We start from the raw sequence: 25,310 nt of genomic DNA, 5'->3' as shown, positions 1-25,310 counted from the left end.
CTTATGTTTTCATATTGGGAGTTGAATACAGATGACGGAGCATCCGGATGATTACGAGAAAGCAATGGAGAATATACGCAACAAATTAGCACTTCTTCCGGACCAACCGGGATGTTATCTGATGAAGAATAGTGAAGGCACGATTATCTATGTCGGTAAGGCGAAGGTGCTTAAGAATCGTGTTCGATCCTATTTCACGGGCAGTCATGATGGTAAGACGCAGCGCCTAGTTGCGGATATTCGTGATTTCGAATATATCGTGACGGCGAGCAACATGGAAGCACTCATTCTGGAGTGCAACCTGATTAAGACGCATTATCCAAGATACAACGTTCTCTTGAAAGACGATAAGACTTATCCATATATCAAAATTACGAATGACACGCATCCGCGTCTTGAAGTGACACGACTTGTATTGAAAGATAAAGCCAAATATTTTGGCCCTTACCCGAACGCCTTCGCTGCCCAACAGACGAAGAAGCTGCTTGATCGGTTGTATCCGCTGCGCAAATGCATGAACATTCCGAACCAAGCTTGTCTGTATTACCATATTGGTCAATGCCTTGGCCCTTGTGTTGAGGACGTCACGGCGGCACAGAATGAAGCGATGATCCAAGAGATTACGCGGTTTCTGAATGGTGGACACGAAGAGATTAAGCGGGATCTGCAGCAGCGGATGGGCGAAGCGGCGGAAGCACTCGAATTCGAACGGGCGAAGGAGCTTCGCGATCAAATCATAAGTATTGATGCTTTAATGGAGAAGCAGAACATTACTACGGCCGATAACATGGACCGAGACGTCTTCGGATATGCCGTCGACAAGGGCTGGATGTCTGTGCAGATCCTCTATATGCGCCAAGGTAAAATGATACAGCGGAACTCTTCGACGTTTCCTTACTATGGAACGGCATACGATGACTTCATGTCCTTCGTCAGTCAATATTATAGTGAGAACAGTGCTTTACCGCGTGAAATCTATTTGCCGGATGACGATGCTGCCGATCAAGCTGCTGAAGTGTCTGCAGAAAACGGTGCAGATGCACTCGGAGCTTGGCTCAAGGTAAAGGTGAATATTCCGAAGCGCGGCTCGAAGAAGAAGCTCGTCGAGATGGCGATGCAGAATGCGCATATTGCGCTAGATGAGAAGTTCAAATTGATTGAACGGGATGAGGAACGTAGCGTTAAGGCGGCACAGAACCTCGGAGAATGGATTGGACTGGGAAGTCTGCATCGCATTGAAGCTTTCGATAACTCGAATATTCAAGGGACGGATCCGGTATCCGCGATGGTCGTATTTATCGATGGGAAGCCCGCGAGGAAGGAATACCGTAAGTATAAGATTAAGACGGTTGTCGGGCCCGATGATTACGGCACGATGCGTGAGGTCATCAGACGCCGCTATGAGCGGGTGTTGAAGGAGAACTTACCGATGCCCGATCTCGTCGTCGTTGATGGTGGGCGGGGCCAGATTTCTGCAGCTGTCGATGTCCTAGAGAATGAACTTGGGTTATTTATCCCTGTATGCGGTCTCGTGAAGGATGAGAAGCATAGGACGGCACAGCTCATGGTCGGTGATCCAGCAGAGGTTGTTCCGCTGAAGCGGGATAGCCAAGAGTTCTATCTCTTGCAGCGTATCCAGGACGAAGTGCATCGATTCGCCATTACATTCCACCGGGAGCAACGGGGGAAATCGATGATTACGTCCAAGCTGGATTCGATTCCAGGGATTGGCGAGAAGCGTCGGAAGGCACTGCTTAAACATTTTGGTTCCCTTAAGAAAATCAAAGAGGCCTCCATCGAAGATTTCAGGCCTCTGTCGATTGGCGAGAAGCTCGCCTCACAAATTATACAAGCGCTTCAGGAGGAGTCGTAGTTAACGGCTCCTTTTCTTTTGGCTGAATAGGCTCTACAGGTTCATTTGGATCATGGGGGTACCTCATGCGATAGAACCATCGGATCACCCAAGCGACGATGGCAGGTAAGATCATGTACCCGAGTCCAATTAACGTATAGGCGGTTCCATTTTTCATCAGGATCACACTTAGTCCCATTCCAATGCTGTCGAAGATGACGTGAGCAAAGACCGCTGTAATAAATCCATACCGGAAGAAGATCCATGAGAATCCTAGCCCTAAAAATATTAATTCAATCGGTCGCGAATACGTTGGATAAATCGGGTATAACGTATGACCGAATGCCCAGATTAGCGTAGAGATCAGACAAGCGATAAACGTATTGCGCACGATTTTCTTCAGCATAATAATGCCAAACAACCGGTATGTTGCTTCCTCCCCAATACCTGCAACCCAAGCCATGAGCGGGAAGAGAAGTGGATAAATCATGTTGTAAGTCGATTGCGTGGCATCGGTTGTCGACCAGGTGCCGATCGTTATGGAAAGGGCAATATAGATGATCACCTGTAAACCGAGTAGGAAAAAGGCGGTAATGTAGCCGATTCCCATACTACGAAAGACATAATCGCCGTAACCAGGCTCACGGAATCGTGGCCAAGGGTTTAGTCCTCGCTCCCGCCATAACGCATCGCCGCCGACAAAAGAGAAATAAGTAGCAACTCCCATGATGACCGTGACGACACATTGTAATAATGCCGTAGCGATTAACAACGTATTATCGACTGGCATATCCCCAGACATGGCTTTCATGGCCGGCATGATGTTGAAGAACGAGAATATGCTGAGACCTGTATAGAGCAATGCAAGGAATATACCACGTTTGAATGAGGTGTGACGTCGTTTAAGGATACTGTAGACGATGGCTAACACAGCGAGTGCCACGGTCAACAGATAGTAACCGAGTCCTGTCATCCAGTTGGCATTTCGCTGCTGCTGCTGAACATAGAGAAGATGTGATTCCGGTACAGAGAAAGCAGGTGTCACGGATGAAATCTCATCTTGGATGAATTGAACAGTGATGAGCAGTGTAGATTCACCGATCTTACGTGATGTATCTTCTAATACAATATTCGTGTGATTCGGGAAATTCTTCTCCGATGTCGTCTGCTGCACGGTTAACAAGTTGATATCATACCCGGCCTTTGCCAAGTGCTGCTTGGCTGCATCGATCAATTCATCCTTTGTTCGAAGGGATGGCGTATCCTCCGGCGTGAACATTTTCCACGAAATGACTTCACCAGATTGCATATTCAAGTAAATGTAGTAGGCCTTGCTGGGTACATTTCGTTCTGGGATCTCAACGCGATAATATTCATAAGGATATTTTTGGACAAATGTTTTATGATATTTATCTAATAGCTTATTGGAAACAAGATAACCATATAGGTTAGAATTGGTCGCGTAAGAGATGGAAGCTTCGACTGCACTCGGATTAGCTTGAGGCCAGTTTTGCTTCACGAACGCAAGCGCCTTATCCGTTGCAGCTTCTTTGGAGATGGCAGGTTGATTCGGAGCCTCGTTCGCTTGCGGCGAGAAGAATGCTGGTAACACCTGAAGGAGTATGAAGATGATGAGTCCGATGGTTCCCAACGTTAGTAGTAACTTACGATTGAATTGTAGCTGAAGGCGATTGCCGAGATGATTCATTACGTTCCTCCTAATCATGACAAATTGAGTTGAGCACCGAAATTTAAGGTCTACAGGATGATACTAGTAAAAATATCATAGTTCATCTGCTGAGTACCAGCGTATGATCAAGAATGCCCTAAAAACATTGTATGACAAAATGATGGAGATCAAGTATACTTGCTTTGGTATTTTAGTGAAGGGAAGGGTATTTTTGAAAAAGAAATTTTTTGCGCTAACGCCACCTCGTATCTTATCCCTTGGATTTGCGTGCATAATTCTGCTGGGCACCTTACTGTTGATGCTTCCAATTTCGAGTGTTGACGGCGTTCAACTTGACTTCGTAGATGCATTGTTCACGGCGACATCAGCCACATGTGTGACGGGACTGATCGTCGTGGATACAGGAACGCATTTCACCGTCTTTGGGCAAGTCGTGTTGATGTTCCTTATTCAGATTGGCGGACTTGGATTCATGACCATGGCTACTTTATTCGCTCTTGTCCTGAAGAAAAGGATCTCCTTGTCGGAGCGCTTGATTTTACAAGAGGCGATGAATCAATCGAGTATGGAAGGCATCGTTCGATTGATTCGAAGGGTCCTTATTTATTCGGTTTCGATCGAAGCAGTCGCTGCGTTATTGTTCACGATCCGTTGGTCCTTCGATATGCCGTTCATCCGTGCACTCTACTTCGGTATATTCCATGCGGTATCCTTCTTCAATAATGCCGGTTTTGATCTATTCGGGCATTTCTCGAGCTTAACAGCTTATGTTAGTGACCCGCTTGTCAATATTGTCTCCATGGTTCTTATTATCTTCGGTGGCATCGGATTTATTGTTATGGCGGATTTGGTGGATTTTAGAAATCGAAAAAAATTGTCTTTACATACAAAAGTCGTTTTATCGATGACGGGCTTTTTGATCGTTTTTGGTGCGATAGTCATTTTCGTCTTCGAATTTACGAATAATAAGACATTAGCTCCATTGGATTGGTCAGGTAAAATACTCGCCTCCTTCTTCCAATCGGTGTCCCCGCGTACAGCAGGGGCGAACACGCTCGATCTTGGCAGCATGCGGCAGGCGTCGCAGTTCTTTACGATCATTCTGATGTTTATTGGTGCATCCCCCGGATCGACTGGAGGCGGGATTAAGACGACGACCTTTGCCATTTTGATCATGGCTGTCATTTCCATGATTCGCGGTAAAGAAGATGTGGTCATGTTCCGGTATCGTCTGGCAAAGGAGCGAATATTCAAAGCATTAACGATCACGTTCTTGTCTCTAATGCTCGTCGTGTTCGTCTCGATGCTGCTCTCAACAACGGAAGACCATCATTTCTTAATGATTTTGTATGAGACGACCTCGGCCTTCGGAACGGTAGGGTTATCGATGGGGTTGACGGCGGATTTAACCGTTTTTGGAAAAATTATGATTAGTCTGATGATGTTTATGGGAAGACTTGGACCATTAACTCTAGCTTATGCGATTGGACCAAAGACAGAGAAAGAATTGTACCGTCATCCCGAAGGCAAAATGATTATTGGATAGGAGATCGGAAGAAAGACATGAAAACAGAACAATTTGTAGTGATCGGATTAGGACGATTTGGTTCAAGTCTTGCGAAGGAATTGATTGAGCTAGGGCACGAAGTGTTGGGGATTGATAAAGATGAAGAGGTAGTCGATGCGATAGGCCGTAAGATAACTCATGGGGTCGTTGCGGATGCGACGGATGTGGAGACGCTGCGTTCTTTAGGGGTTCGCAATTTCGATTGCGGAGTCGTCGCGATTGGGGACGATATTCAGACGAGTATTCTGGCAACGATTCAGCTGAAGGAGCTTGGTGTGAAGAAGGTTGTTGCCAAAGCAATCTCTGATCTGCATGGTCGCGTGCTTGAGCGGATCGGCGTTGACCGTGTGATTTTCCCAGAGCGGGATATGGGGATTCGGGTGGCGCATCAGCTGGTGTCTCCGAACTTGCTCGACTACATCGAACTGTCTAAAGATTATTCGATTGCAGAGTTGACCGTTCCTAGCTGTCTGGATGGCATCTCGCTCAAAGATCTCAATCCGAGGTCCCGTTTTGGCTGCAGTATTGTAGCGATCAATAAGAAGGAAGGGGTTATCATCGTACCTACGGCAGAACAAGTACTTTCTGAGAAAGACATTATGGTCATCATTGGGACGAATGAGCAAATCGACGCCTTTGAAGAGCGAATGACGGATGGACAAGTTTTGGCATAAAGAGGTTGTTCAAAAAGTCATCTTTTGATCACGAAGTATTTCATGGAGCGTATTCGACATCGAATCTTGCGTTCATCCTCGAAGAGCATATGCTTACGATGTATGTTTACTTCGGAAACATTTCAGGTACTCATTTAGGTCCTAAACTCCGTTCCTCTAAAAGTTTTTCGAAGAAAAACTCGCTACGGAAGCATAGGCCTTCGGATTCTCGCAACCTTCTTGGTGCTGAAAAGCCGACTTTTTGAACACGCACTTAAAGCATTAATGAATTGATCATTCAAGGACGTGGTGTACTTGGGAACAGCAACGGGAGAAATCATTCAGCATCTATTGATTGTACTTGTATTAATCTTCATCGCAGGCATGGTGTCCGGCAAAATTGCTGCATGGCTGAAGCTCCCAGATGTGGTTGTTTTTATTCTGATCGGTATGGTGCTCGGTCAAGGGCTGCATTGGATTCATGAGACGAGCAGTTCGGTGCTCAATCAGACGATCTTAACGGCTGGTTCTACATTAATTCTGTTCGATGGCGGGCGGAATATTGGGCTTCATGGGCTTCGCAAAGTCTGGATTACGATTTCCTTACTGAGTGTGCCAGGGGTGTTGATCACTGTCGGTGTCGTCGGTGTAGCCGTGCATTATTTGTTCGGGCTTGGATGGATTTTGTCGCTATTGGTGGGTGCAGTCATCGCATCAACAGACCCAGCATCGATCATTCCGGTCTTCAGGCAGGTCAAGATTCGGGACAAGGTACGTGAGACGGTTGAGAGTGAGTCGGCATTTAATGATGCGACGGGGTCTATTATTACCTTTACCTTGCTCGCTGTGGTCTTAGGCCAAGGGAGTCTGGAAGCAGGTCCGATGATTTTTGATTTCTTGAAGACAGCAGTTGGTGGGATTATTGTTGGGGTGGTCGTCGCAATCCCATTCTCGTATTTGACAGGACATCATCGATTTGCAGTCTTGCGTGAGTATACGACGATTGCGATGATCGTTGTCGCGCTTGCGGGGTACTTGATTGGGGATTTGTTGCATGTTAGCGGCTTTATGGCGACATTCGTTGCGGGCTTAATCTGGGGCAATGAGAAGACATTCGGCTTATCGATGCATGAGAAACGCCAAGAGATGGATCACTTCGCAGATAATATTACGGTATTGATGCGTATGCTAATCTTCATTTTGCTTGGCAGTCAAGTCAATTTCCACGTGTTGATCGAATATTTCTGGCCAAGTCTTGCCGTTGTGTTGGTGCTGATGTTCATTGCGAGACCGCTCACCGTCATAGCTTGTGCACTCCCTGATCGAAGAGCCAAATGGACATGGCGCGAGATGGCGTTCATGGTCTGGGTACGTGAGACGGGCGTCATTCCGGCCGCGTTATCGGGGATGATTGTCGCGTCAGGTGTGGAGCATGCAGATATTATTGCATCCGTTACCTTCATGGCGATCATGCTCACGATTCTGGTGCAGGCAAGCACAACGGCCTGGGTCGCGCGGAAGCTGGGACTTGAAGTGAAACCGAATAATTAATGCTGATGACCTTGCCATGGATGTTTAAATTCCATGGCTTTTTGCTTTTGCGGTAAAAGACTGCAGCTTCGCATATGAAGAGGCTTCTTGAATGAGCATTTGCGCCGAAGTGCTTAGGGATGCAGGGTCGGAATAGATCAAAGATGTCGTACGCTTGGTCTGCTCCAATTCACGTAAATGGACGACCGTTAGCTCGTTATCCGCTAATAATTGCGGTCTAAGATACGAGTGAGGCAGGAGAGTTGCTGACTTCCCAGTCGAGAGCAAGCGAATGATGGCTTCAAAGGAGTCAATCTCCATGCGAACATCTGGAATAACCCGGCAACGATGGAATAGATCATCGGTTAGTATACGGTACCAGGTGCCTCTCGAGAATAGGATCATCGGGAGGCCGTTCAAATCTTGTATATCAATCGTTTTCTTGGCATGCAGCACATGGTGCTTCGGGAGTACGAGATCCAGATGGTCTTCGAATAAAGGAAGGCACTGGAGCGGTGGTTCATTAATTAAAGAAGCAACAAGACCGATATCGACCTTCTTCTCCCGTACGAGGGTGACGATCTCGTGGGTTTTGCCCGTGATCGCCTTCATCTCCGTCTCGGGATGCTTACTCAGGAAGACATGAATAAGGTCGGGGAGCGTGGATTGCAGGGTCGTTAGACTGGCCCCGATCGTAATCATACTTTTATCCGTTGCTTTATATTCAGCGATGGTCTGCAGCAGATCGCGTTCGATTTGCCGCATTTCGAGTGCGAATTCATAGGTAAGCTGGCCGATTCTTGTCAGTTCGAGCTTCTTACCATTTCGAGTAAAGAGTTGTACACCAAGCTGGTCTTCCAGTTTGGTAATTTTTCTGGAGAGGGCTGGTTGTGATAAATTCAACAGCTGAGAGGCTTTGTTCAGACTCGACTGTTCAACGACTGCTGCAAAATATTGCATCATTTCTAACATTTCGACACCTCTTATGCAAATTAGTTATAAAAACTAATAGAAAATACGCATTTCCATTATAAGCGAAAAAGGAGTAACATGATAGATGGTATAAACCATTCACAACTTGTTCACATGAAAATTGGAAACTAATCTTGGCAATGATTGAAAGGGGAAACGCTTACTTATGAAAGGGACTTCTTTTTATTCACGGAAGTTGCACTCGCTACTCGGGATTATTCCGCTGGGCTTGTTTATCCTGGAGCACATGTTGACGAATTACTCCGCGTTCGAAGGAGGCAAAGAAGGTTTTACCGGCAGCGTTAAATTTCTGAATGATCTCCCGTTAGTTACCTTCTTAGAAATATTCGGGATTTTCTTACCACTGCTCTACCACGGTGTATATGGTCTTTATATTGCCTACCAAGCTAGAAATAATGTCAGCAATTACAGCTACGGTCGCAACATCATGTTCATGCTGCAACGGGTAACGGGTGTCATTACGTTCATCTTCGTTGTATGGCATCTATATACCACGCGTTTTCAAGTTGCGCTTGGCAATGTGACGCATGAAGATCTTGGTCAGCACATGAATGATATTTTATCACAACCAGTTTTCTTTATCTTCTACGTCATTGGGGTTGTAGCTGCGGTATTCCATTTCAGCAACGGACTATGGTCGTTCCTTGTGAGCTGGGGGATTACGGTTGGACCACGCGCACAACGTGTATCTTCTTATATTTGCATGGCCGTATTCGTTCTTGTATCGCTCTTGTTCATTCTGTCACTGGTTGCATTCACAGGCAGTGAATTTGAAGCAGCAGGGCTTGTAAATTTGGCAACTGGCATGATTAACGGTTAAGGGGTGGAATGGAATGTCGAAATCTAAAATCATCGTCGTAGGCGGCGGACTAGCAGGTCTGATGGCCACGATCAAAGCAGCAGAAGCAGATGTACATGTAGAACTATTCTCGCTTGTACCGGTGAAACGTTCTCACTCCGTATGTGCACAGGGCGGAATTAACGGTGCCGTAAATACGAAAGGTGAAGGCGACTCCACATGGGAGCACTTTGACGATACGGTATATGGGGGAGACTTCTTAGCGAACCAACCTCCAATCAAAGCGATGTGTGATGCAGCGCCTGGGATTATCCACTTGATGGACCGCATGGGTGTCATGTTCAACCGTACACCAGAGGGATTACTTGATTTCCGCCGGTTCGGTGGAACGAAATACAGCCGTACAGCATTTGCGGGGGCGACGACAGGACAGCAGCTCTTGTACGCACTCGATGAGCAAGTTCGTCGTCATGAGGCAGCTGGGCTTGTAACAAAACGCGAGCATTGGGAGTTCTTATCGGCGGTCATCGATGATGAAGGCGTATGCCGCGGGATTACTGCGCAAGATCTTCGTACCATGGAAGTTGTTACATTCGCAGCGGATGCGGTTATTCTCGCAACAGGCGGTCCTGGTATTATTTTCGGTAAAACAACGAACTCGGTTATCAACACAGGAACAGCAGCGAGCGCAGTGTATCAACAAGGCGTTCATTACGCGAACGGGGAGTTCATTCAGATTCACCCGACTGCGATTCCTGGGGACGATAAGCTTCGCTTGATGTCGGAGTCTGCACGCGGTGAAGGCGGACGGATCTGGACATATAAAGACGGTAAACCTTGGTATTTCCTTGAAGAGAAATATCCGGCATACGGTAACCTTGTGCCGCGGGATATTGCAACACGTGAAATTTTCAGCGTCTGTGTGGATCAGAAACTGGGGATTAACGGCGAGAACATGGTATACCTTGACTTGTCGCACAAAGATCCGAAAGTACTAGATGTGAAGCTCGGCGGCATTATTGAGATTTATGAGAAATTCATGGGTGATGACCCTCGTAAAATTCCGATGAAAATCTTCCCGGCAGTCCATTATTCGATGGGCGGCATGTGGGTCGACTACAATCAAATGACGAACATTCCTGGATTATTCGCAGCTGGCGAATGTGAATACCAATATCACGGTGCGAACCGTCTGGGCGCGAACTCGCTCTTATCCGCCATCTACGGCGGGATGGTATCCGGACCGAAGGCAGTTGAATATATCCGCGGCTTGAAGAAATCAGCTGAAGATATCTCCTCCTCCGTATTCGATCGCGAGAGCAAGAAGCAGACGGACAAGTACGAGAGCTTGCTTAAGATGGAAGGCAAAGAGAATGCCTATGTATTGCATAAAGAACTTGGTGAGTGGATGACGAATAACATGACCGTGGTTCGTTATAACAAAAAGCTTGAAGAGACAATCGCCAAGATCAAAGAATTAAAGCAGCGTTACCAGAACATCAATATGACCGATACGGCGCGTTGGAACAACCAAGGAGTAGCCTTTACGCGTCAACTCTGGAACATGTTAGAGTTATCCGAAGCGATGACATTAGGTGCATTAATGCGTAATGAGAGCCGTGGTGCGCATTACAAACCGGAATTCCCGGATCGTAACGATGAAGATTTCATGAAGACGACGAAAGCAGCATGGACGCCAGACGGACCAACGATTTCGTATGAAGAGGTAGATGTATCGCTTATTAAACCGCGTAAACGCGATTATTCGACAGATAAGAAGAAAGGAGAATAACGATGGCGGAGACTACAGTATCATCCAAAACCGTTAAATTCATCGTCACGCGTCAGGATAAACCGGATGCGAAGTCTTATACAGAAGAATTCGAAGTGCCTTACCGTCCAGGGATGAACGTGATTAGTGCCTTAATGGAAATTCAGCGGAATCCGAAGAACGCGAATGGTCAATCGACATCGCCGGTATGCTGGGAATCCAACTGTTTGGAGGAAGTATGCGGGGCATGTTCGATGGTCATTAACGGCAAACCGCGTCAAGCTTGCTCGGCGCTCGTCGACAAACTTGAGCAGCCGGTACGTATTGCACCGATGAGCACCTTCCCAGTCGTTCGTGACCTTGTCATTGACCGCAGCCGGATGTTCAACGCATTGAAGAAAGTGAAGGCGTGGATTCCGATTGATGGGACGTATGACCTTGGTCCTGGACCACGGATGGCAGAATCCAAACGTCAATGGGCGTACGAATTGTCGAAGTGTATGACATGCGGTGTCTGCTTAGAAGCTTGTCCGAACGTGAACGAAAAAACCAGCTTTATCGGACCTGCGCCGATCTCACAAGTTCGCTTGTTCAACGCGCACCCAACAGGTGAGATGAACAAGGATGAGCGTCTAGATGCCTTGATGGAAGAGGGCGGAATCGAAGGCTGCGGTAACTCGCAGAACTGCGTGCGTTCTTGTCCGAAGGGCATTCCACTCACAACTTCGATCGCTGAGATGAACAAGGCGACAACGAAGCATATGTTCAAGAAATGGTTAGGCGTATAACACAACTTTAGCAAAAGTGAAATGAGTAAAAGCTGTGTTAGGTGAAGAGCAGCATCATAAAAAGGCATACCTTGAAGCACTGGATCGGTTGAATGAATCAACCGCCTGTAGCTTCGGGGTATGCCTTTTCTTGTTCGTATAGCATTTACCGGGGGCCTCACAAAGTACCTGAATCGCTTCGAGGTCAAAGCATCACTTTGTGGGGTATGTTATTCGTTGAACAATCCGGAAGATTTGACACGGTGCCAGAAATCATGGAATTGCTCGATATTGAGCTGCTGCTGCGCATCGGACAGAGCGGTTGCTGGGTCTGGATGTACCTCGACCATAATGCCATCCGCACCTGCGGCGAGTGCTGCCTTTGCACAAGGAACGAGAATATCCTTGCGTCCTGTCGAGTGCGTGACATCGACGAGCACGGGTAAATGTGTCTCTTGCTTCAAGATCGGAACAGCCGAGATGTCGAGCGTATTCCGTGTCCATTTCTCATAGGTACGAATGCCGCGTTCGATCATGATGACATTCGGATTGCCTCCAGCAACAATGTACTCAGCTGCGAGGATGAACTCTTCGATCGTTGCTGCAAGTCCGCGCTTGAGTACGATGGGAACGCCTACTTGGCCAGCGGCCTTAAGGAGCTCGAAGTTCTGCATATTCCGTGCGCCGATCTGAATGATATCGATATACTCTGCGGCCAGCTCGATATGTCCTGGGTGTACAATTTCGCTGATCGTCACCATATCGAGTTCTTCACCAACTTGCTTCAGCAACTTCAAGCCTTCAATGCCAAGACCTTGGAAGTCATACGGAGATGTCCGTGGTTTGAAGGCGCCGCCGCGAAGAACGCGGATACCGGATTCTTTCAGTGCCGTCGCAACGGTCTTGAGCTGGTCATAGGATTCCACCGAACATGGTCCGGCGATCATCACTTGCGCAGATCCGCCGATCGGTACGCCTTTCACATCAACAATTGTATTCTCTTGCTGCTTCTTCCGGCTGACGAGCAAAATTTTCTTGTGATCATCTTGCTGCAGATCAAGTGATGCTTTGAAGATTTGTTTGAATAAATGCTTGATTGTCGCATCCTCGAATGGACCATTGTTGCGTGCGACAAGCTCCTCGAGCATCTCACGCTCACGGACTGGATCATATTTGGGAATCCCTTGCTTCTGCTTCACGATGCCGATCTCTTGGGCAATAACCGCGCGCTCGCTTAATAGGGATAATAATTTTAGGTTAATTTCATCTAATTGATTACGTAACTGGTCTAAATCTTGTCTCTTCTCGCTCATCTCAAATCGCTCCTTTTTAGAGGCTATTCATAAAGTCATCTTTTGATCACGAAGTATTTCATGAAGCGAATTCAACATCGAATCTTGCGTTCACCCTCGAAGAGCATACGCTTACGATGTATGTTTCCTTCAGAAACATTTCAGGTACTCATTTAGGTTTTGCCTAAACTCCGTTTCCTCCTTCTTCGGATTCGCACAACCTTCTTGGTGCTGAAAAGCCGACTTTTTGAATTCTCATTTTATTTTCTCTACTCAGATTGTCGCTGAATTCCATGCTCATGCGTTCTAAGGGCCCTTAGAACGCAAAAAGACTGCCTAATCAAGGGACGGTGAAACTCCGTGGTACCACCCTTGTTAGACAGCCGTAAATTCAGCTTTCTCGCTCAATGCATGGTAACGTCATGCGGACGGACCTCCCTAGTGAAGGATGAATAACATTCTTCCTCGTTCAGGTATCAACTCTGGAGTGAACTTCAGCAAATCATTTCCTTCCGTGTGCTCTCAGTCGGTCGGCACACAGTCCCTGTAAGGCTGTCTTTCGCTTACTTTTCTCCGTCATCGTCTGTAATAAGTATCATATTCCTCAAATTCAAACCGGTTAATAGAGATTGTAATCCCATGATCTGAAATATGCAATAGGCTCGTGTGAAGCTTTAACAATTTATTTCTGTAAAGTAATACAGTGAGGACATCATGTTCCTGTATCACCACGAATACCAACGGTTGCAAGAAAGGTTGTGCTGCTAGGTATTGAGCTTCTTGCCCGATAGTTCAATTTTCCTTTGACTGGATGAAGATGGTATACTAAAAGGTAGCATATGGGTGTACGGGAGGACAAATGGGGAACAAGCGAAAGATGACACGACGATCATTCTTGAAGCGGAGTGCGTTAACGCTTCTGGGCATGGCAGTGGCTGGGGGGACATATACGCGGTTTATCGAACCGGGATGGATCGAGTGGAAGCGAATGATTCATTATAGCAGCCGGCTGCCGGAGGCGTTTCATAACCTGCGAATAATTCATTTTAGCGATCTTCATTTTGGATATCATATGAATGCGGAGCGGCTTCTTAGCATCGTAGAGCAGATGAATGAAGAACGGGCGGACCTCATCCTTTTCACGGGGGATCTGATCGATAATGGTCTTGCAAAAGTGGATCAGGTCATCCCAGCGTTGAAGAAGCTTCATGCACCGCTTGGGAAGTTCGCTGTACTCGGGAATCATGATTTCCGCCATGCGACGGAGTCCAAGTCGACGAATGCCTTAGAACAAGCTGGATTTCGGGTGCTCAAAAATCAACATGTAGATCTGGTGCGCAGCAGTGAAAAAATTGCGGTGGCGGGGCTCGAAGATTGGTTCGGCGGTTTTCCGAATGTTAGGGAGGCTGTGAAAGGGATCCCAGCGGATCGCTATACGCTGCTGTTAGCACATGAACCGGATCTGGCTGACGAGGCCATGAAATATGCGATAGATCTTCAGTTATCGGGGCATAGTCATGGGGGGCAAGTGCGCATTCCGGGCGTTCCTGTGAAGTGGAATCCAGAGATGGGGCAGAAATACCCGGACGGCCTCTATACATTTCCGAATACGGAATTTAAAGTGTATACCAACCGCGGGCTGGGAATGACCTTTCTTCCCGTCCGCTTCTTATGTCGACCGGAAATTACGGTCCATACGTTAAGGCGGCAAGTAACATAGCCGCAGGCAGTAATCAAGGAGGATTTATTGTGCAACGAATTGCTATCCTATCAGATATTCATGGCAACATGCCTGCACTGGAAGCCGTGCTCGCAGATATTAGTAAACGGGGAATTAAGCGGATTATTTGCCTAGGAGACTTGGCAGGTAAAGGGCCCAATCCCATCGAAGCTGTCGATCGGATTCGCGATTGCTGCGAGATCGTTATTCGAGGCAATTGGGATGAGCTCATCGGGCGTCAGCTGACAGATAAGGAGATATTTACATGGCATGAGGATCGGCTCGGAGCAGACAGGTTACATTACTTAGCGAATCTCCCGTTCAGCCATGACATGGAGATGAGTGGGAAACGGATACGGTTTGTCCATGCTTCGCCGCAGAGTGTCTACCATCGTGTACAGCCTTGGGACAGTGAGGAACGTAGACTCGGAATGTTCGACAATACGCCCGAGACAGGCAAATCGGAGGAAGATCCGAAGCCGGAGGTGGTTGGCTACGGCGATATTCATAATGTCTTTGTACAGCATATGGAGCGCCGGATGCTGTTCAACGTGGGAAGTGTCGGCAACGCACTGGATATGATCCAAGCGTCCTACGCGATCCTGGAAGGGGTTGAGGGCGGAAGTGCACTCGATCCGTTCTCTATCCAGCTTGTACGCGTACCCTATGACATTGAGCTTGCAGTGCAGCATGCGCTCGAAGCGGACGTGCCTGAAGTGGAAATGTACATACGCGAGCTAAGAACTGGCGTCTATCGTGGACTGCAGCAATAGATTGAAAATAATAGTTGATGATCATGTCGATTAGGAGCATAATGGGTAACGTGTGTCTAATGTCACACCAAGGAAATCAAAAAGGTGGCAAACATCCTGTGAAAGCAAAAAGTTGGTTTACGCATCCTATCGGTATTATCGTCAGCTCTGTTGCTGCAACCTTACTCTGGGGCAGTGCTGTTCCCTTTGTGAAATTAAGCTATGTGGAGCTTCAAATTTCGAAGCAAGATGTGTTCGAGCAGCTCATATTTGCGGGCTATCGATTCGCACTCGCAGGTTTGTTGTTATATTTGCTGCTAAAGCTCGCTTCCATCGGGAAATCAGCAGGCAGTCAGCAGGCGAATGAGTTTACGGGGAAGTTAAGTGTATGGCGTCTCTCTCGGCTTGCACTTGTACAGACCTTCTTACAATACCTATTCTTCTATATCGGTCTGATGCATTCGTCTGGGATTCAAGGGGCGATTATATCGGGTTCGGCTTCATTCTTCCAAATGTTATTCGCGCAAGCGATGTACCGGAATGAACCGTTCACATCAGCTAAGATTACGGGCTTGTTCCTTGGATTCGTGGGTGTATTTGCCGTCGGATTCACGCAGAGCGGATTGCATTTCCAATTCGGGTTCGGTGAGATTTGCTTACTCTTATCGGCTGCGTTTGGTGCGTTCGGGAATGTGCTCGCGCGGCATGAATCGGGCAGAGTATCTGTGCTTGAGCTTACCGCGAAGCAAATGCTGATCGGGGGGCTAGGCCTCGCGGCGATCGGTGTCGTTCGTAGAGGATTCATGCCGTTTCATTTCGATATGAAGACAGGGATCATCTTCATCTATCTTGCGTTCGTCTCGGCTGCGGCGTTCGGACTCTGGAATATGGTCATGAAATATAATAAAGTCGGGAAAGTCTCAATGTACCTGTTCCTGATTCCAGTATTCGGCGTGATCTTGTCTTCCATCATTCTTGGCGAGACGATACACATTTGGGTTGTTCTAGCACTAGCAAGCGTGGTCTCCGGTATTATTATCGTGAACCGCTCGCATGCAACGACGAAAGCCGTAAGAAAATCAGACCTAGAAATAGCGCAATAAACTGCTGCGGCTTGCCGCTTTGTTCATTTGTTACACAAATGAAATGGTTCTGTGATACGACCATAATGTTGAAGGGGTAAGATGTACTCAAGACCCCCTTTTAATAAATAAACTTGAGGACCTACCAACGTGGCAGGTCCTCCTTTTTTTGGTGTCATATGCGTTGGATTCATGTTCTAGAGTTGCACGATTTGCTTCTGCTTCTGTTTGTAATAGACCCAGGATGTGAATCCGATCTGCTTCAAACGGTCGCGAACTTGTTCCCATTCGTCGCCAACACGGCTTGGAACGTGCGCATCAGAGCCGAAGGTAACATCCACGTGATGGAACAGGGCGCGTTCAAGGATGTCATCCGAAGGATACCAACCGCCACTCAGCTTTGTTTTCCCTGATGTATTGATTTCGATTGCAATGCCGCATTCGCCGATTACGCGAAGTGTCTCGTCAATCGCCTCATATGCTTCAATCGTTGAGAATTCAGGATAATTGCCTTTCATTGCATCGATATGTCCAAGAATTTGGAACATCCCACTCGTTGCGGAATCCCGAATCATGCCGTAATAAATGTTCTTCGCCTCAATCATCCGAGCCGACGTTAGACCTTTCCAACGGGACTTATTGAAGATACTAACGCCCTCCGTCTGGTGAACGGAACCGATTACATAGTCAAAGGGGTACCCCGCATATATTTGTTGGTAGAGGGAAGCATGTTCCGGGAAAAAATCCGATTCAACGCCGAGCAGGACATCGATTTGCCCCTCGTATTTCGCCTGAAGACGTAGAACCTCTTGAATATAGTTCGCAAATTCGCTTTTGGCCATGGCAATGCGAGGCTGAGCTTGATCTTCGGGGCTGCCGAAGTAAGGCGAGTGATCCGAAATTCCAATGACTTGAAGCCCGGCTTGGATACCCGCTTGGATATAGTCTTCAATATTGCCATCCGCATGCCCGCAGCGAAAATGATGTGTATGCAAATCAAATTTCGTAGTCATCTGGTTACGCTCCTTACTCTGAACTGATAAATTGGGTTTCAGGCATGCCTTTTAAGTCGCTGAGAAATTGCTGCATAGCCGAATTTAAATATTTGCCGGATTTATAGACGACACCGACAGGATGTGCAGTCTCAAATTCACTGACTTTGATCATTTTCAAGGTACCGCGTCGCAGCTCGCTTCCGATCGATAGCTTCGAGATCACTGCGGCACCGAGATTGAGCTCTACCATCCGTTTGATCTCTTCACTACTGGATAATTCCATCACGATATGTGGTTGAATGTTGTAATTCTTAAAGACTTGATCTGCAAATCGGCGGCCGACCGTGTCAGGAGATAAGACGATGAACGGAACATCACGCAATGCTTCAACGGTCGTGTGCTTTAGTGTACCCAAGGGGTGGCTAGGTGAAACGACAAGTTCGAAGGTGTCATAGTACAATACGCTGGACTTCAGGTTCGGTGTACTCTCCGATAAGTAACCGATGCCGATATCAACGGTCCCATTCTCCACTTGCGCCATAATCTGCGCGGAAGACATCGTTAAGATTGAAGTTTTGATAAGCGGGTATTGGTTCTGAAAATAAGAGAGAACGCGCGGTAAAATTTGAATCGCGATGGAGGTTGTGGTGCCGATCGTAATATGACCTTGTGGAATATTACTCAGATCACTCAGACGCTGCTTCAATTCTGCGACAATCTTCAGAATACGCTCTGCATGATCAAGAAAGACGTGGCCTTGATCCGTGAGTGTGACGGGTTGGTTCCGATCGATTAACACGGTCTTGAATTCATCTTCTAAGCTTTTGATTTGTGCGGACACGGCGGGTTGCGTTAAATTCAGCAGCTCCCCTGCTTTTCGAAAGCTCGTCGTCTTGGAAATGGTAATGAGTGTCTCAAGTTGACTGATGTTCACAGAATCCCTCCTTGGCTGTAAAAATATATGTTCAACATTAGACGATCTAATTAAAGGTTTATTTCACATTATAGGTGAACTTTCAGCAATGATCAATATTGGGCAAGTCATCAAGGAGGAAAGCAGGGGGTGTTTGTCGAAAAAAATAGGTTTATGTTCCATGGCAGTGGAGTTACATATTTCAAAAGGAGGGTTCTTATTTGAATCGAAAAATTGTGCGCAGTTGGATGATGTATGATTGGGCCAACTCAGCATTTGCGACAACGATGATGGCCGCGGTGCTCCCGATCTATTATTTAACGGTCGCTGCTAGCAATCTGCCGGAACATCTTGCAACAAGCTACTGGGGCTTCACCCAGACGATTGCAATGATTATCGTAGCTGTGATCTCGCCAATTCTTGGTGCGATTGCGGATTCTTCTCGAAGTAAGGTTCGGTTTCTTCGCGTTTTCGCCTATATGGGCGTACTTGCATGTTTATTGATGGCTTTTACGGGAAATGGGACGTATCTATTCGTCTCGGTCTGCTATATTCTTGGGGTGATCGGATTCTCCGGCGGGAATACGTTCTATGATTCGATCTTGACTGATGTAGCCCCGCTGGATCAGCGAGATGAAATTTCTGCAAAAGGCTATATGTTCGGATATATTGGAGGCGGCGTACTGCTCGCGGTCAATATCGTGATGCTCGAGATGTGGGACAAAGTCGGCTTCCCCAATAAACTCGTGGCTACGCAAGCGGTGTTCGTGACGGTAGCACTCTGGTGGTTTCTCTTCTCGTTACCTATCTTCCGCCATGTGAAGGATAAGGGAGCAGAGCGCAAGCAGCCCGTGAGCTTCTATGCAAAAGAAGGGTTCCGCCGTGTCTTTACGACGTTCAGACACATTCGGCAATACCCGGAGCTGCTCAAATATTTAGTCGCATTTTGGTTCTTCAATGATGGGATCTCGACCATTATCAGTATGGCGACGATCTATGGGAAGACGATTGGAATTGGCACGAGTCATTTAATCATTGCGCTGCTGATTACGCAATTTGTAGGAATTCCATTTACGTTCCTATTCGGTAAAATGGCTTCGAAGATCGGTTCGAAGCGTGCACTCTATATGTCATTATGTATTTATGTATTGGTTGTTTTCTTAGGCTATTTCATGACGAATGCATTGCATTTCTATGTGCTCGCATTTGTCGTAGGGATGGTGCAGGGAGGAAGTCAGTCGATTGCTCGGTCCATTTACAGCAAGCTGGTTCCGGCGGGCCGTACATCGGAGTTCTTCGGCTTCCTGAGCCTCTCGGATAAAGTATCGGCATCGCTTGGTCCGGCGTTGTTCGGACTTGTCACACTGCTCACAGGCTCCGCGCGTCTCGCCATCCTGTCCTTGCTGGTCTTCTTCATCGTCGGCATCATCATGCTGACGCGGGTGAACCTGGCGAAGGGGCTTAACGAAGCCAAGGCATAAAGATGAGGGCTGCCCCGAATGGAGGCAGCCCTTGGTGTGTCGTGGACAGCCCCCCATCAGATGATGGGGTCTGCCACGATAATTTGCAAGCCGCTGTCACACGGCTCGCCATGTTCATAAGAGCGGTTGGCCACGACGATGGCCAATCGCTCTCGCGTTTGCGCCGCAGCTGCGCTCGCGGCGCCGTCTTCGCGCACAGCCGCCCAATAGGCGGCGGCAGCGCCAACCACAGCCGCCGCGTCTTCGCGGGCGGCGGCCCACATGTCCCAGACGCTCGTCGTATACGAGGCGTCTCGGCCTGTGGGGTCGCGCCAAGGCTTGCGCGACTCGTTCAAGATATCAAGCGGCTTGCTTGGCCGCTTGAAGACGAACGGCTCAATCTGACCGAAGGTCAGCAGCCGTTTGAGCCCTGTTGGATCATGGAAGAGCCGCTGCGCTGACGTCATATGCCGATTGGCTTCTTCCCACGCTTCACGGCGAACACGCTTCGCAATCTCGGGGTAATAACGCGCCGTGACTTGCTCGAACAAATCGACAATGCCATCCGGGAACTTCCCGCCAGTCTCGAACTCCTTCCATACCGGCGTCCGCCATGTCTCAAGCCCTAGCTTGTTCTGTACGACCAGTGTATCCATCCAGATCTCGAACCGCTGATGGTCCCATTTCTTGAATCCCGAACGATAGAACACATAAGGGTGCATATTCCGATCGAGTACATGGTGCAGGACAAAGCCAAGAACATAAATAACGGCGGGGTCTTGCAGCGCCCGATGGGCGACACCTTCGATCAGATCCATAATCACCGGACCGCAATGCTCGTTATGCATCACTGAACCGACATCATTCATCGTCTTATCTTTTTGCCACGGCAAAAAGTGATGATAGAACAGAAAATCCGGGCCCTGACAGCCCATACGGAACATTCGAAGATCCTCAGGATGTGTGATCATCGCTGTAAGATCAGCATCTTTCAATACTTCTTCACCAAAAATAAAATGAGTCCAAATGTTAGGCAAGATTTCGCACATCCTTCTGCACAAATGTTCGCTATGAAACTTTCTTCCTAAGTATAAAATTATTGTACCGAATACCGATATAATCGTATAGAACTAGTTGAATTTGTACGTGTATCGGCCCAAATGACTAGGGGATGAAGGAGGTATCGTTCGGAAATACCAAAAAAAGTATATTTTTGAGGTGATTTTTTAAGACGCATGACGTATAATGTAGTCAATCATTTATCGTAGAAATAGAATGAATAATGTCGAATAAAAGAAATATATGTCGAACTATAGAGGAGAATCTATTCATGAAAGCGGAATATATTAATCCGTTTTTGGATGCAGCTCGTAATGTAATTGAACAATTGATACAGATTCGCCCCACGACTGGACAACTTCAAATAAAAGAAGTTCAGTTCTTCGATCAATATATATGGATTGAAATCGGGATGACAGGACAGATGAATGGGAATATTGTCTTTGGTCTACATGAGTCTGTAGCCCTGAAGATTGTCTCAGCGATGATGGGCGGCTTCGTCATGACGGAGCTGGGTGAGATGGGACATAGTGCGATCTCGGAACTCGGGAATATGATTAGCGGTAATGCAAGCACGATATTATTTAACCAAGGCGTAAAAGTTGATATTACCCCGCCGAAAGTGGTACAATCAGCAGCAGGACATTTCAAAGCTAAACAGGCCTTAACGGTTCCGCTCATGATGGAAGGGATCGGGCATTTAGATATTCAGGTACTTGTTGGATAACAGAAGTAGCAACGATGCAGCTTCGTGAATACATAATGAATTTCGAATCGATATAGCTCCGCTTACGGGGCTATTCTTTTTTCGTAAAGAAAGTTTTGTGGGGATTTTCCTAATCATCGCAACATAGAAGGAGAGTGTTACGGTGTATACGTACCAAGGCAAAATCGTGCTGATTACAGGAGCCTCCAGTGGGATTGGTGCATTAACCGCACAGAAGCTTGCGGATCTCGGAGCCATTCCGATCTTAACTGCACGCTCTACAGAACGCCTTATGGCGCTGCGGTCGCAAATCTCAGGACGATGTCATGTGATCCCGATGGATGTAACGGATGAGCAACAAGTGAATGACGCGGTGGAATCGATCATCTCTGAATTTGGACGCATCGATATCTTGATTAATAATGCTGGATACGGTGTGTTTCAATCATTCCTGGATACGGATACAGCGGAGTTCAATGCGATGATGGATGTCAATTATATGGGGATCGTCCGTTGTACCAAAGCCGTGCTCCCGCATATGTTGACCGCAGGGCAAGGTCATATCGTGAATATTGCATCGCTCGCAGGCAAGATTGGTACTGCCAAATCAAGCGCCTATAACGCGACAAAGCACGCCGTACTAGGCTTAACGAATGCGCTGCGGCAAGAAATGGTCGGTAAGAACATAGGTGTAACGGCGATTAATCCGGGACCTATTGATACCCCGTTTTTTGAGAAGGCAGACCCGAGCGGGACCTACATTAATAATGTTAAAATGTTCTTGTTAAAACCAGAGCAAGTCGTGAACACAATAATAACAGCTATCGCGAAGCGAAAAGCGGAAGTGAATTTACCGTTCGCTGCAGCTATCGGGATTAAGCTGTATCAACTGTTCCCAAGGCTTGCGGATAAGTTGGCTTATCGGCTAATCAACAAGAAATAACGGTAACGAAGCAGAAGCCCTAAGGTTCCTGCTTCGGCTTTGCCTTAGCTCGGTGCGCCTCATTCAACTGCTTTACTTCTTCGAAAAGAGCGCGAACAGCCGTTTTAGCCTCAGGATGGCTCGCTGTCCAGTGTTGTGTAAGGTTCGGCATCGTCTTATGCATATGGCTGTAGAGGGCCCAAATTTTAATCTTCTCCACTAGTTCTGGTGAGTTATCACCTAATAGCAGTTCTGCATATTTTTCGAGCAGGCCATCGAATTGTTCCATAAAGGCTTGATCCATCGATAGAACCCCCTTTCCAATAAATGATAATAACTGCATCTCAGTGTACCATACAAATGCCCAATGGGCCAAAGAAAGGAAATGCTAGACCATGACAACTTCATTTACAGATTTACATATTGACGCTAGGCTCGTCGAGCGATTGCTCGCAGAACGAATCGAGACGCCTTCACCTATCCAACAAGAGGCAATTCCAGTTGCACTCGAAGGGAAAGACTTGATCGCGCAGTCCCAGACAGGGACGGGTAAGACCCTTGCTTATTTGCTGCCTATGCTGCAGCGGATTGATCCAGCGCTCAAACAGGTACAAGCCCTTGTTCTTGCACCAACACAAGAGCTCGCAATGCAAATTTTCCGCGAAGCCGAGATGTACGGAGAGTCGCTTGGTATTACGGTACAATCTCTAATCGGCGGGGCAGCAAGTAAAAGACAGATCGAGAAATTAAGACTCCATCCGCAATTTATTGTCGGAACGCCAGGGCGCGTGCTTGAACTCATTGGGATGCGCAAGCTCAAAATGCACGAAGTCCGTACAATTACCGTCGATGAAGTGGATCAAATGTTCAAGCTAGGTGCAGCGGGCGATACGGAAGCCATATTCAAGTCGGCTCTTCGTGATCGTCAATTACTGTTCTTCTCAGCAACGATGCCGGAAGAAGTACGGAATATTGCGGACGCATGGATGAATGAACCTGTGGAAATCGGGATTAAGCCGGAGCAGAAGACTTCGTCGACTTTGTCCCACTTCTATTTTGAGACGGAAGAACGGAATAAGATTGACACGCTTCGCCGGATTGTTAGATCATACAAGCCCAAATCCGCGATTGTATTCGTGAACGAAATCGAATCGATTGCGGAGTGGATTGCGAAGCTGCAATTTGTGGGATTATCAGTTGAGCCGTTATACGGGGAAGCGAACAAACAAGAGCGGATGAATGTGCTTCGTCGTTTCCGAGAAGGGCGGATTCAGTTACTGCTCGCAACGGATGTGGCTGCGCGTGGGCTGGATATTAAAGAGCTCCCGATGGTCATTAACTTTGATCTGCCAATTAGCAGTGAGCATTATGTGCATCGCGTTGGGCGTACTGGGCGTATGGGGCAAAAAGGGATCGCAATTTCAATTGTTACCCCTCGTGAAATGTTCATCATAGAGAAATTCATGCGTCAGCTGGATATTGTGATTGAGCCCCAATCAATGTATCAAGGGAAAGTATTCAATCCGGAAGCAGCAAGTTCAATGGAGGCACCGAATCGCCAATATCCGGTAACGAAAACGAAGGCACCTGTGAAAAAGTCAGCGGTGAAATCGCCTGCTAAGCCGCTCCCGTCTAAGCCTAAACAGGACCGTGATCGTGATCGTAAGAATGCGGGAGCACCGAAATGGCTGAAGGCCAAATCGGATCCGAAATAATATATCATTGACGCAGGTGTGGGATCGACCCTACAATGAGGACAAATAAATGATGATCGAAAAAGGGTGAAGGAAATAATGAGCGAATCAGCCGCATATCTCATTCAACGGGTGATTAGTAACAACGCCATATTGGTATCCATAGAGAAATCCGATAGTGAGCTCGTCCTCATGGGCAAAGGGCTCGGATTTGGTGCAAAAGCCGGCATGTTAGTGCTTCCTTCAGACCCTCGCATCGAGAAGAAATTTAATCTCGCCGGTTCCGATTCGCGCAATCAATTCAAAGCATTAACGGAACAAGTTGATCCCAAAGTGCTTGACGTCTCACAAGAAATCATCTCCATGGTCGGAGACGAATTCGACACCTCGCTGAATGAGCAAATTTTCATTGCGCTCCCGAGTCATATTCAATTTGCGCTGTATCGACTTGAGAATAACATCGATATTGCAAATCCATTTATTTATGAGATTCAAGCGCTGCATTCGCGAGAATTCGCCTTGGCGAAGAAAGCAGCAGTCTTGATCGAGAAGAAGTTCAATATCGAGATCCCTGAGACCGAAGTTGGATTTCTAGCCATGCACATTCAGTCCGCCGTATGTCATATATCGGTCGGCAATATTGTGAAATGGACCCATTTGATCCAAGAAGCTGTTGCTATGATTGAAGCGGAACGTGGATTTAAGGTGCCTCGTGATAGTCTCGATTACATTAGACTGATTACTCATCTACGCTTTGCGATTGAACGGCTAACCGTAGGGCAGAAGTCACCGAATCCATTTGCGAACCAACTTCGTGAAACACTGAAGGATGAGTATACCTTAGGGAAGAAAATTGCGCTTATGATGGAAGCGAATCTTGGTGTAACCGTATCAGAGGATGAAATCGGATACTTGGTAATGCATTTGTACCGTTTATTTCAGCACTATGGAAATCCGATTCAATGACAAACTCTATGAATATTGTTGTTTAATGACGATTTATGACGAATTGTAAGATAATGGATCGTGTTTTGTCGTTGACGGTTTCAGAATCCTGTCCTATAATACAGACTATAACGAGAAGTAAGCGGAA

22 protein-coding genes and 1 other annotated feature are annotated in these 25,310 nt (G+C 47.2%); of the genes, 15 read left to right on the top strand and 7 right to left on the bottom strand.

The window, feature by feature from the left end; translation table 11 throughout:
• Window positions 1-31: 31 nt before the first annotated feature.
• Complete coding sequence (gene uvrC, locus AC3WU2_RS25280) at window positions 32-1,873, top strand: excinuclease ABC subunit UvrC (RefSeq protein WP_492457743.1); 1,842 nt, start codon at window positions 32-34, stop codon at window positions 1,871-1,873.
• Here uvrC and AC3WU2_RS25275 read toward each other — a convergent pair.
• Window positions 1,845-3,560 carry a CPBP family glutamic-type intramembrane protease gene (locus AC3WU2_RS25275; RefSeq protein ID WP_492457742.1) on the bottom strand — a complete coding sequence of 572 codons (1,716 nt, stop codon included), beginning with the start codon at window positions 3,558-3,560 and terminating at the stop codon, window positions 1,845-1,847. The two genes, uvrC and AC3WU2_RS25275, sit on opposite strands and share 29 nt — an antisense overlap.
• 142 nt (window positions 3,561-3,702) lie before the next feature.
• Between AC3WU2_RS25275 and AC3WU2_RS25270 the strand changes: the two genes are divergently transcribed.
• The 3 genes from AC3WU2_RS25270 (at window position 3,703) to AC3WU2_RS25260 (ending at window position 7,313) form a co-directional block, all read left to right on the top strand.
• A complete protein-coding gene (locus tag AC3WU2_RS25270) occupies window positions 3,703-5,088 on the top strand; it encodes a TrkH family potassium uptake protein (protein WP_492457764.1) in 1,386 nt (461 codons plus the stop codon).
• A gap of 17 nt (window positions 5,089-5,105) precedes the next feature.
• Entirely contained in the window at window positions 5,106-5,783 is a 678-nt protein-coding gene (locus AC3WU2_RS25265) for a potassium channel family protein (RefSeq protein WP_492457741.1), read from the top strand.
• Between the two features lie 294 nt (window positions 5,784-6,077).
• Window positions 6,078-7,313 (top strand): cation:proton antiporter, encoded by a 1,236-nt coding sequence (locus AC3WU2_RS25260; protein WP_492457740.1) that lies wholly within the window; start codon window positions 6,078-6,080, stop codon window positions 7,311-7,313.
• Between the two features lie 24 nt (window positions 7,314-7,337).
• Here AC3WU2_RS25260 and AC3WU2_RS25255 read toward each other — a convergent pair whose 3' ends face one another.
• Window positions 7,338-8,264, bottom strand: coding sequence for a LysR family transcriptional regulator (locus AC3WU2_RS25255; protein WP_379345188.1), 927 nt, complete (start codon window positions 8,262-8,264; stop codon window positions 7,338-7,340).
• Window positions 8,265-8,430: 166 nt separating this feature from the next.
• Between AC3WU2_RS25255 and AC3WU2_RS25250 the strand changes: the two genes are divergently transcribed.
• The 3 genes from AC3WU2_RS25250 to sdhB are packed head-to-tail and all read left to right on the top strand — an operon-like array spanning window position 8,431 to window position 11,643.
• Window positions 8,431-9,105, top strand: a complete 675-nt coding sequence (locus AC3WU2_RS25250; RefSeq protein ID WP_492457739.1) for a succinate dehydrogenase cytochrome b558 subunit — start codon at window positions 8,431-8,433, stop codon at window positions 9,103-9,105.
• Window positions 9,106-9,118: 13 nt separating this feature from the next.
• Complete coding sequence (gene sdhA, locus AC3WU2_RS25245; RefSeq protein ID WP_379345190.1) at window positions 9,119-10,876, top strand: succinate dehydrogenase flavoprotein subunit; 1,758 nt, start codon at window positions 9,119-9,121, stop codon at window positions 10,874-10,876.
• 2 nt (window positions 10,877-10,878) lie between these two features.
• Window positions 10,879-11,643, top strand: a complete 765-nt coding sequence (gene sdhB, locus AC3WU2_RS25240) for a succinate dehydrogenase iron-sulfur subunit (protein ID WP_018758844.1) — start codon at window positions 10,879-10,881, stop codon at window positions 11,641-11,643.
• Between the two features lie 209 nt (window positions 11,644-11,852).
• Here sdhB and AC3WU2_RS25235 read toward each other — a convergent pair whose 3' ends face one another.
• Entirely contained in the window at window positions 11,853-12,935 is a 1,083-nt protein-coding gene (locus AC3WU2_RS25235; RefSeq protein WP_492457738.1) for a bifunctional 3-deoxy-7-phosphoheptulonate synthase/chorismate mutase, read from the bottom strand.
• 319 nt (window positions 12,936-13,254) lie between these two features.
• Window positions 13,255-13,503, bottom strand: a binding site (T-box leader).
• 270 nt (window positions 13,504-13,773) lie between these two features.
• Here AC3WU2_RS25235 and AC3WU2_RS25230 point away from each other — a divergent pair.
• The 3 genes from AC3WU2_RS25230 to AC3WU2_RS25220 all read left to right on the top strand — a co-directional run bounded on the left by AC3WU2_RS25230 (window position 13,774) and on the right by AC3WU2_RS25220 (window position 16,489).
• Window positions 13,774-14,634 (top strand): metallophosphoesterase, encoded by an 861-nt coding sequence (locus AC3WU2_RS25230; protein ID WP_492457737.1) that lies wholly within the window; start codon window positions 13,774-13,776, stop codon window positions 14,632-14,634.
• A 29-nt stretch (window positions 14,635-14,663) separates the two neighbouring features.
• Window positions 14,664-15,407 (top strand): metallophosphoesterase family protein, encoded by a 744-nt coding sequence (locus AC3WU2_RS25225; RefSeq protein WP_492457736.1) that lies wholly within the window; start codon window positions 14,664-14,666, stop codon window positions 15,405-15,407.
• Window positions 15,408-15,505: 98 nt separating this feature from the next.
• Complete coding sequence (locus AC3WU2_RS25220; RefSeq protein ID WP_492457735.1) at window positions 15,506-16,489, top strand: DMT family transporter; 984 nt, start codon at window positions 15,506-15,508, stop codon at window positions 16,487-16,489.
• A 176-nt stretch (window positions 16,490-16,665) separates the two neighbouring features.
• Here the strand turns inward: AC3WU2_RS25220 and AC3WU2_RS25215 are convergent, their stop codons facing one another.
• Window positions 16,666-17,481, bottom strand: coding sequence for a histidinol-phosphatase (locus AC3WU2_RS25215; RefSeq protein WP_018758839.1), 816 nt, complete (start codon window positions 17,479-17,481; stop codon window positions 16,666-16,668).
• A gap of 13 nt (window positions 17,482-17,494) precedes the next feature.
• Entirely contained in the window at window positions 17,495-18,397 is a 903-nt protein-coding gene (locus tag AC3WU2_RS25210; protein ID WP_018758838.1) for a LysR family transcriptional regulator, read from the bottom strand.
• A gap of 200 nt (window positions 18,398-18,597) precedes the next feature.
• Here AC3WU2_RS25210 and AC3WU2_RS25205 point away from each other — a divergent pair, with 200 nt between their 5' ends.
• Complete coding sequence (locus tag AC3WU2_RS25205; protein ID WP_492457734.1) at window positions 18,598-19,857, top strand: MFS transporter; 1,260 nt, start codon at window positions 18,598-18,600, stop codon at window positions 19,855-19,857.
• Window positions 19,858-19,913: 56 nt separating this feature from the next.
• Here the strand turns inward: AC3WU2_RS25205 and AC3WU2_RS25200 are convergent, their stop codons facing one another.
• On the bottom strand, window positions 19,914-20,873 hold the full coding sequence (locus tag AC3WU2_RS25200) for a zinc dependent phospholipase C family protein (RefSeq protein ID WP_492457733.1): 960 nt from the start codon (window positions 20,871-20,873) through the stop codon (window positions 19,914-19,916).
• A gap of 293 nt (window positions 20,874-21,166) precedes the next feature.
• Between AC3WU2_RS25200 and AC3WU2_RS25195 the strand changes: the two genes are divergently transcribed.
• Both AC3WU2_RS25195 and AC3WU2_RS25190 read left to right on the top strand, forming a co-directional pair.
• Window positions 21,167-21,622: a chemotaxis protein CheX gene (locus AC3WU2_RS25195; protein ID WP_492457732.1), complete on the top strand. Its 456-nt coding sequence runs from the start codon at window positions 21,167-21,169 to the stop codon at window positions 21,620-21,622.
• A gap of 142 nt (window positions 21,623-21,764) precedes the next feature.
• Window positions 21,765-22,544 carry an SDR family NAD(P)-dependent oxidoreductase gene (locus tag AC3WU2_RS25190; RefSeq protein WP_492457731.1) on the top strand — a complete coding sequence of 260 codons (780 nt, stop codon included), beginning with the start codon at window positions 21,765-21,767 and terminating at the stop codon, window positions 22,542-22,544.
• Window positions 22,545-22,563: 19 nt separating this feature from the next.
• Here the strand turns inward: AC3WU2_RS25190 and AC3WU2_RS25185 are convergent, their stop codons facing one another.
• A complete protein-coding gene (locus AC3WU2_RS25185; RefSeq protein ID WP_492457730.1) occupies window positions 22,564-22,827 on the bottom strand; it encodes a YusU family protein in 264 nt (87 codons plus the stop codon).
• 91 nt (window positions 22,828-22,918) lie between these two features.
• Here AC3WU2_RS25185 and AC3WU2_RS25180 point away from each other — a divergent pair, with 91 nt between their 5' ends.
• Window positions 22,919-24,238 (top strand): DEAD/DEAH box helicase, encoded by a 1,320-nt coding sequence (locus tag AC3WU2_RS25180; protein ID WP_492457729.1) that lies wholly within the window; start codon window positions 22,919-22,921, stop codon window positions 24,236-24,238.
• A gap of 78 nt (window positions 24,239-24,316) precedes the next feature.
• Window positions 24,317-25,183 carry a PRD domain-containing protein gene (locus tag AC3WU2_RS25175; protein WP_492457728.1) on the top strand — a complete coding sequence of 289 codons (867 nt, stop codon included), beginning with the start codon at window positions 24,317-24,319 and terminating at the stop codon, window positions 25,181-25,183.
• Window positions 25,184-25,310 lie beyond the last annotated feature (127 nt).

The sequence above is a fragment of the Paenibacillus sp. EB106-05-06-XG162 genome (genome assembly GCF_058791655.1).
The sequence above is the reverse complement of the archived record's forward strand: the minus strand, read 5'-3'. Positions and strand labels throughout refer to the sequence as shown.